The following is a 6,363-nucleotide window of genomic DNA, read 5'->3' on the forward strand; positions in this document are numbered from 1 at the left end:
ATTGCATTTCAAATGTGGGAGCGAGCCTGCTCGCGAAGGCGGTATCCCGAATCTCAGCGGCGCTCCTGATTCCTCGGCCAACTCAGACTGAAACACGCCCCACCCAGACTCTTGCTCTTGCCAATGATCGCGCGGCCGTCGTGCCAGTGAATGATCCGCCGCACAATCGACAGTCCCAGACCATGCCCGCCCGAGGCGCGTGTGCGGCTATCGTCGAGGCGCAGAAACGGCGTGAAGATCCGCTCCCAAGCCACTTCCGGCACGCCCGGCCCGTCGTCCTCGACGTCGATCCGGCAGCGCAACTGGCCGACCTGATAACTCACCGTCACCTGCGAATGCGCATGGCGCATCGCGTTGCCCACCAGATTCTGCAGCGCTCGGTGCAGATAACGCGGTTCGGCCTCGACCCAGGCGCCGTCATTGTCGGCAGATGAAAGACACAAACCGCGCTGCACCGTGACCTCGGCGCGCAGCGGCGCCAATTCTGCGATCACCTGATTGACCAGCGCATCCAGATCGATGCGCTGGAAAGTCAGCGCCGGCGAGCCTTGCTCCAGTCGTGCGTAGGTGAGCATTTCGTCGACCAGCTTGTCGAGGTCCTCGATGTCGTGATCCATGCCTTCGCGGTATTTCTCCAGTGCCTGCGGGGTGGTCGCCGTACCGATCATCTCCAGACCGAAACGCAGCCGCGCCACCGGCGTGCGCAACTCATGGGACACCGCGCGCACCAGTTCACGCTGGATCGCCAGCAATTGTTGCAAGTGCTCGGCCATGCCGTTGAACGCAGACGCCAGCCGTCCAACCGAGTCGGCACCGCGCGCCGGCACGCGGGTTTCCAGGCTGCCCTTGGCGATGCGCGTGGCCGCTGCTTCGAGACCGCGCAAACGCCGCTCAAGCTGACGCACCAACAGATAAACGATGAGACCGATCAGCGTCAGACCGAGCGCAGCAATCAGCACCAACCATTCCGGCGGGTACGGATTCATCTGGTACAGCGGGCCGATTTCCAGCACCCACGGCGTACCGACCATGCCAGCGAAGACGCGGATCGAATCGCCGCCCTTGCCCAGCGCCATCACCGTGTCGCCCTCGGCCACGCGGCGGCTCTGGTCTTCGTCCATGTCGGCGTCATTTACCGTGACCAGACGCAGATCGAAGCCAAAGCCCTTTTCCTGTTTTATCTGCGCCAGACGTTTGGGCTGTTCGCCGACCGGTACCCGCACCAGCTCATCGGCCAGCAGATAAATGGTCGCCCGGGCCAGTTGCTCGCTGATCTGCTGCACCTCTCCTACCAGTACAAGCTGCTCTTTTTCGCTGATCAGCCGATAGACCTTGGCCGCATGTGGCCCGGTCTGCTCGACCAGCGCCTGCCCGCGCAGGACACGGGTGCGCTGGGCCAGATCAAGGTCGGTTTCAGAGAATTTCTTCAGCGTCAGCGGGATGCCGAGCAGCCGCTCCCACACCAGCAGCGCGCGATGGCGTTCGGTCTGGTTCATCGGTTGCAGGTTGTCGGCCATCAGCGAGAAGGTGCCGTGGGCCAGGCGTTCGCGATATTGCTCGCTGCGCACCTGATTGAGCAGGTTCAGCGCCAGCACGCCGAGCACCGCCACCAGAATCAGCGCGGCGCACATGCCGCCGTAGATGCGCAGGAAGATCGAATTCACAGCGCCAGGTCTGCGCAGGCCTCAGGGACGAACAGATAGCCTTTGCTGCGAATGGTCTTGATCAGGCGCGGATGATCGGGGTCGTCGCCGATTTTCGGGCGGATGCGCGAGATGCGCACGTCGATCGAGCGGTCCTGGCCGTCGTAGCCGATGCCGCGCAGGGCAGTGAAGATTTCTTCCCGGGAAAGAATCCGCCCGGCATTGGACACCAGCAGCCACAGCAGGTCGAACTCGGCGCTGGTCAGCTCGATGCCGTTGTCGCTCAGCCAGGCTTCGCGCAATGCGTTGTCGACCACCAGTGGACCGAATTGCAACCGCCGGGATTTTTCCGCGACCGGCTCCGGTGTGTCACTGCGGCGCAGCAACGCCTGGATGCGCGCCAGCAACAAGCGCGGACGCACCGGTTTGCATACGTAGTCGTCGGCACCGAGGTCGAGGCCGTGGATCTGATCAGCGTCATCGGTGCGCGCGGTGAGCATCAGGATCGGCCCGTCGTACTGGCTGCGCACCTTGCGGCAAATGCTCAGGCCATCCTCGCCGGGCAGCATCAGATCGAGGATCACCAGATCCGGCTGCTCCTTGATGATCCGCGCCGCCGCCAGCGCACCGTTGCCTTCGATCTCCACGCGCAGGCCATTGGCTTGCAGGTAATCGCGGGTGAGCTCGGCCAGTCGCTGGTCATCCTCGACGATCAATACCTGCCAGGTTTGTTGCTCCACCGGTGACCTCTGCTTGCTGTTTTTATTAAAAGAAGAAAGACAATCGCCTGACACGGACAAAACCTGTGGGAGCGAGCCTGTTCGCGAAAGCGTCTGTTGCTCCAACCTGAATGCTCAGTGGTCAACCGATTCGCGAGCAGGCTCGCTCCCACAATCCTGCGTGTACCTCCCGATCATCTGTCATGTTTCAGGAGGATAAAAATGCCCATGCGCCCAGCGATTGTATAAACGCCGGCCACCCGGAAAACAAGTCGGTAAATGCGTTCGGACAAGGCCGAATTCTGTGATAGGGTTCGCGCCCTTAAAAAACCGCTGAAGCGTTTTTCCAGGCAAAAAAACAGTGACAAACGGTCTGGCTCAGCAGGTTCGCGGCCTACACGCGTTTTCCCTGTTTCTTACACAAATTACGCACAGGCTTATCCACAGGTAGTACGTTGCAATCCCCCCCTAAAACGCATTATCTTGTAGCACGGCGAAAACAGAGACCCTACATATAGGGTTTTCACCTAAAACGCCCAACCACATTTCAGACCTGAAACTCAAGTGCTTTATGGCCAGTTTCCGGTAGAACAAGCGAGTTTTTTCAAGCCCAAACCGCACTGGCGGATGGCACCGTTTTATTTGGTCCGAAACGGACAAAACGGTATGGGTGTTGCAGTCATGACTGCCACCCGCGAAGGAATCCGGTGGCGAGCTTCGGCTCGTAACCAAAACTTCGGCAAGGATGCGGCGTTGCAGCCTTTTTCCTACTGTTCCGAAGTTTGTAATGCCGACGCCCGTCGGTTGCAGTGCTTCGGTACAGAACGGTGAGCACCATGACGGTGCCAAACAAACATAGAGAATGTGGAGACCACCCCCCATGCAAACCGACACAACTCGCGAGAACCCGCAGGGCACCTTGCCGCAGGCCGCCGATTCGACTTCGGATCTGGCAGCCACCGCGCCTGGCCAGCTGCGCGTGATCAAGCGTAATGGCACTGTCGTTCCTTACACCGATGACAAGATCACCGTCGCTATCACCAAAGCGTTCCTCGCAGTTGAAGGCGGCACCGCTGCCGCCTCGTCGCGAATCCACGACACCGTTGCGCGCCTGACCGAACAGGTCACCGCGACCTTCAAGCGTCGCATGCCATCGGGCGGCACCATCCACATCGAAGAAATCCAGGACCAGGTCGAACTGGCCCTGATGCGTGCCGGCGAGCAGAAAGTCGCTCGCGACTACGTGATCTACCGTGACGGCCGTTCGAAAGAGCGCGCAGCTCACGCTCCTGCCGAAGCAGCAGTCAACGCGCACCCGTCGATCCGCATCACCCGCGCCGACGGCAGCCTCGCGCCGCTGGACATGGGCCGCCTGAACACCATCGTCACCGAAGCGTGCGAAGGTCTGGAAGAAGTCGACGGCGACCTGATCCAGCGCGAAACCCTGAAAAACCTGTACGACGGCGTGGCCCTGACCGACGTCAACACCGCCCTGGTGATGACCGCCCGTACCCTGGTCGAGCGCGAGCCGAACTACTCGTTCGTTACCGCCCGCCTGCTGATGGACACCCTGCGTGCCGAAGGCCTGAACTTCCTCGAAGTCGCCGAAAGCGCCACCCATCACGAAATGGCCGACCTGTACGCCAAGGCCCTGCCAGCCTACATCGCCAAAGGTATCGAGTTCGAACTGCTGAACCCTGTGCTGGCCACCTTCGACCTGGAAAAACTGGGCAAGGCGATCAACCACGAGCGCGATCAGCAATTCACCTACCTGGGCCTGCAGACCCTGTACGACCGTTACTTCATCCACAAGGATGGCGTGCGTTTCGAACTGCCGCAGATCTTCTTCATGCGCGTGGCCATGGGCCTGGCGATCGAAGAGAAGCAGAAAGAAGACCGTGCGATCGAGTTCTACAACCTGCTGTCCTCGTTCGACTACATGGCTTCGACCCCGACCCTGTTCAACGCGGGTACCCTGCGTCCACAGCTGTCGAGCTGCTACCTGACCACCGTGCCGGATGACCTGTCGGGCATCTATCACGCGATCCACGACAACGCCATGCTGTCGAAATTTGCTGGCGGCCTGGGCAACGACTGGACGCCTGTTCGTGCGCTGGGTTCTTACATCAAGGGCACCAACGGCAAGTCGCAAGGCGTGGTGCCGTTCCTCAAAGTGGTGAACGACACCGCTGTGGCCGTGAACCAGGGTGGCAAGCGCAAAGGCGCTGTGTGTGCCTACCTGGAAACCTGGCACATGGACATCGAAGAGTTCATCGAGCTGCGCAAGAACACCGGTGACGATCGTCGTCGTACCCACGACATGAACACCGCCAACTGGATCCCTGACCTGTTCATGAAGCGTGTCTTCGATGACGGCAAGTGGACCCTGTTCTCGCCATCCGAAGTACCGGACCTGCACGACCTGACCGGTAAGGCCTTCGAAGAGCGCTACGAGTACTACGAAGCGCTGACCGAGTACCCGGGCAAGGTCAAGCTGTTCAAGACCATCCAGGCCAAAGACCTGTGGCGCAAGATGCTGTCCATGCTGTTCGAAACCGGCCACCCATGGCTGACTTTCAAAGACCCGTGCAACCTGCGCAGCCCGCAGCAGCACGTCGGCGTGGTCCACAGCTCGAACCTGTGCACCGAGATCACCTTGAACACCAACAAGGACGAAATCGCCGTTTGCAACCTGGGCTCGATCAACCTGCCGAACCACATCGTCGACGGCAAGCTCGATACCGCCAAGCTGCAACGCACCGTGAACACCGCCGTGCGCATGCTCGATAACGTGATCGACATCAACTACTACTCGGTGCCGCAAGCGAAGAACTCCAACTTCCGCCACCGTCCGGTAGGTCTGGGCATCATGGGCTTCCAGGACGCTCTGTACCTGCAGCACATCGCCTACGGCTCCGACGCTGCCGTCGAGTTCGCCGACAAGTCGATGGAAGCGGTCAGCTACTACGCGATCCAGGCTTCCTGCGACCTGGCCGACGAGCGCGGCGCCTACGAGACGTTCAACGGTTCGCTGTGGTCCAAGGGCATCCTGCCGCTGGATTCGCAACAGATCCTGATCGAACAGCGTGGCGAGAAGTACATCGACGTCGACCTGAAGGAAACCCTCGACTGGGCACCGGTTCGCGCCCGTGTACAGAAAGGCATCCGTAACTCGAACATCATGGCCATCGCACCGACCGCAACCATCGCCAACATCACTGGCGTCTCGCAGTCGATCGAACCGACCTACCAGAACCTGTACGTGAAATCGAACCTGTCGGGCGAATTCACCGTGATCAACCCGTACCTGGTTCGCGACCTGAAGGCTCGCGGTCTGTGGGACTCGGTCATGATCAACGACCTGAAGTACTACGACGGTTCGGTGCAGCAGATCGAGCGCATCCCGCAAGAACTCAAAGAGCTCTACGCGACCGCGTTCGAAGTGGACACCAAGTGGATCGTTGACGCCGCCAGCCGTCGTCAGAAGTGGATCGACCAGGCCCAGTCGCTGAACCTGTACATCGCTGGCGCATCGGGCAAGAAGCTTGACGTGACCTACCGCATGGCCTGGTACCGTGGTCTGAAAACCACCTACTACCTCCGTGCCCTGGCCGCGACCAGCACCGAGAAGTCGACCATCAACACCGGTAAGCTGAACGCTGTTTCCAGCGGCGGCAACCACGGCGACGATTCGGTTCTGGCCGCTCCGGCAGGTCCGGCGCCAGTACCAAAGGCCTGCGCGATCGACGAGCCGGATTGCGAAGCTTGCCAATAAGCTGAGCTGAGATCAGGCGTTGCGAGACGCCTGGGATCTCGAGACAAAAGAAAACCCCCGACAGACTTCAGGTTTGTTGGGGGTTTTGTTTTTCGGCGGCCTTGGCGGCCTCTGGACCGACCAGGCTCTTGGGGTTTTGGGTGAATATCCGTTTTCTCGGTGCTGCGGCTGGCGGTTTCGCTCTTACAGCGAGTCACCTTTTTCAGACGCCAAAAAGGTAACCCAA

At 60.3% G+C, this 6,363-nt stretch carries 3 protein-coding genes; 1 reads left to right on the plus strand and 2 read right to left on the minus strand.

Going from position 1 to position 6,363, the window contains the following annotated elements; all coding sequences use genetic code 11:
* Positions 1-53: 53 nt before the first annotated feature.
* Together KVG87_RS18010 and KVG87_RS18015 are read right to left on the minus strand one after the other, a co-directional pair.
* A complete protein-coding gene (locus tag KVG87_RS18010; RefSeq protein ID WP_041479566.1) occupies positions 54-1,664 on the minus strand; it encodes an ATP-binding protein in 1,611 nt (536 codons plus the stop codon).
* On the minus strand, positions 1,661-2,383 hold the full coding sequence (locus KVG87_RS18015; RefSeq protein WP_056788095.1) for a response regulator: 723 nt from the start codon (positions 2,381-2,383) through the stop codon (positions 1,661-1,663). The genes KVG87_RS18010 and KVG87_RS18015 overlap by 4 nt, the downstream gene beginning before the upstream one ends.
* Positions 2,384-3,242: 859 nt before the next feature.
* Between KVG87_RS18015 and KVG87_RS18020 the strand changes: the two genes are divergently transcribed.
* A complete protein-coding gene (locus KVG87_RS18020) occupies positions 3,243-6,137 on the plus strand; it encodes a ribonucleoside-diphosphate reductase subunit alpha (protein ID WP_024013986.1) in 2,895 nt (964 codons plus the stop codon).
* Positions 6,138-6,363: the final 226 nt, after the last annotated feature.

It is taken from the genome of Pseudomonas siliginis (assembly GCF_019145195.1).
In the GTDB taxonomy this organism is placed as follows: Bacteria; Pseudomonadota; Gammaproteobacteria; order Pseudomonadales; family Pseudomonadaceae; genus Aquipseudomonas; species Aquipseudomonas siliginis.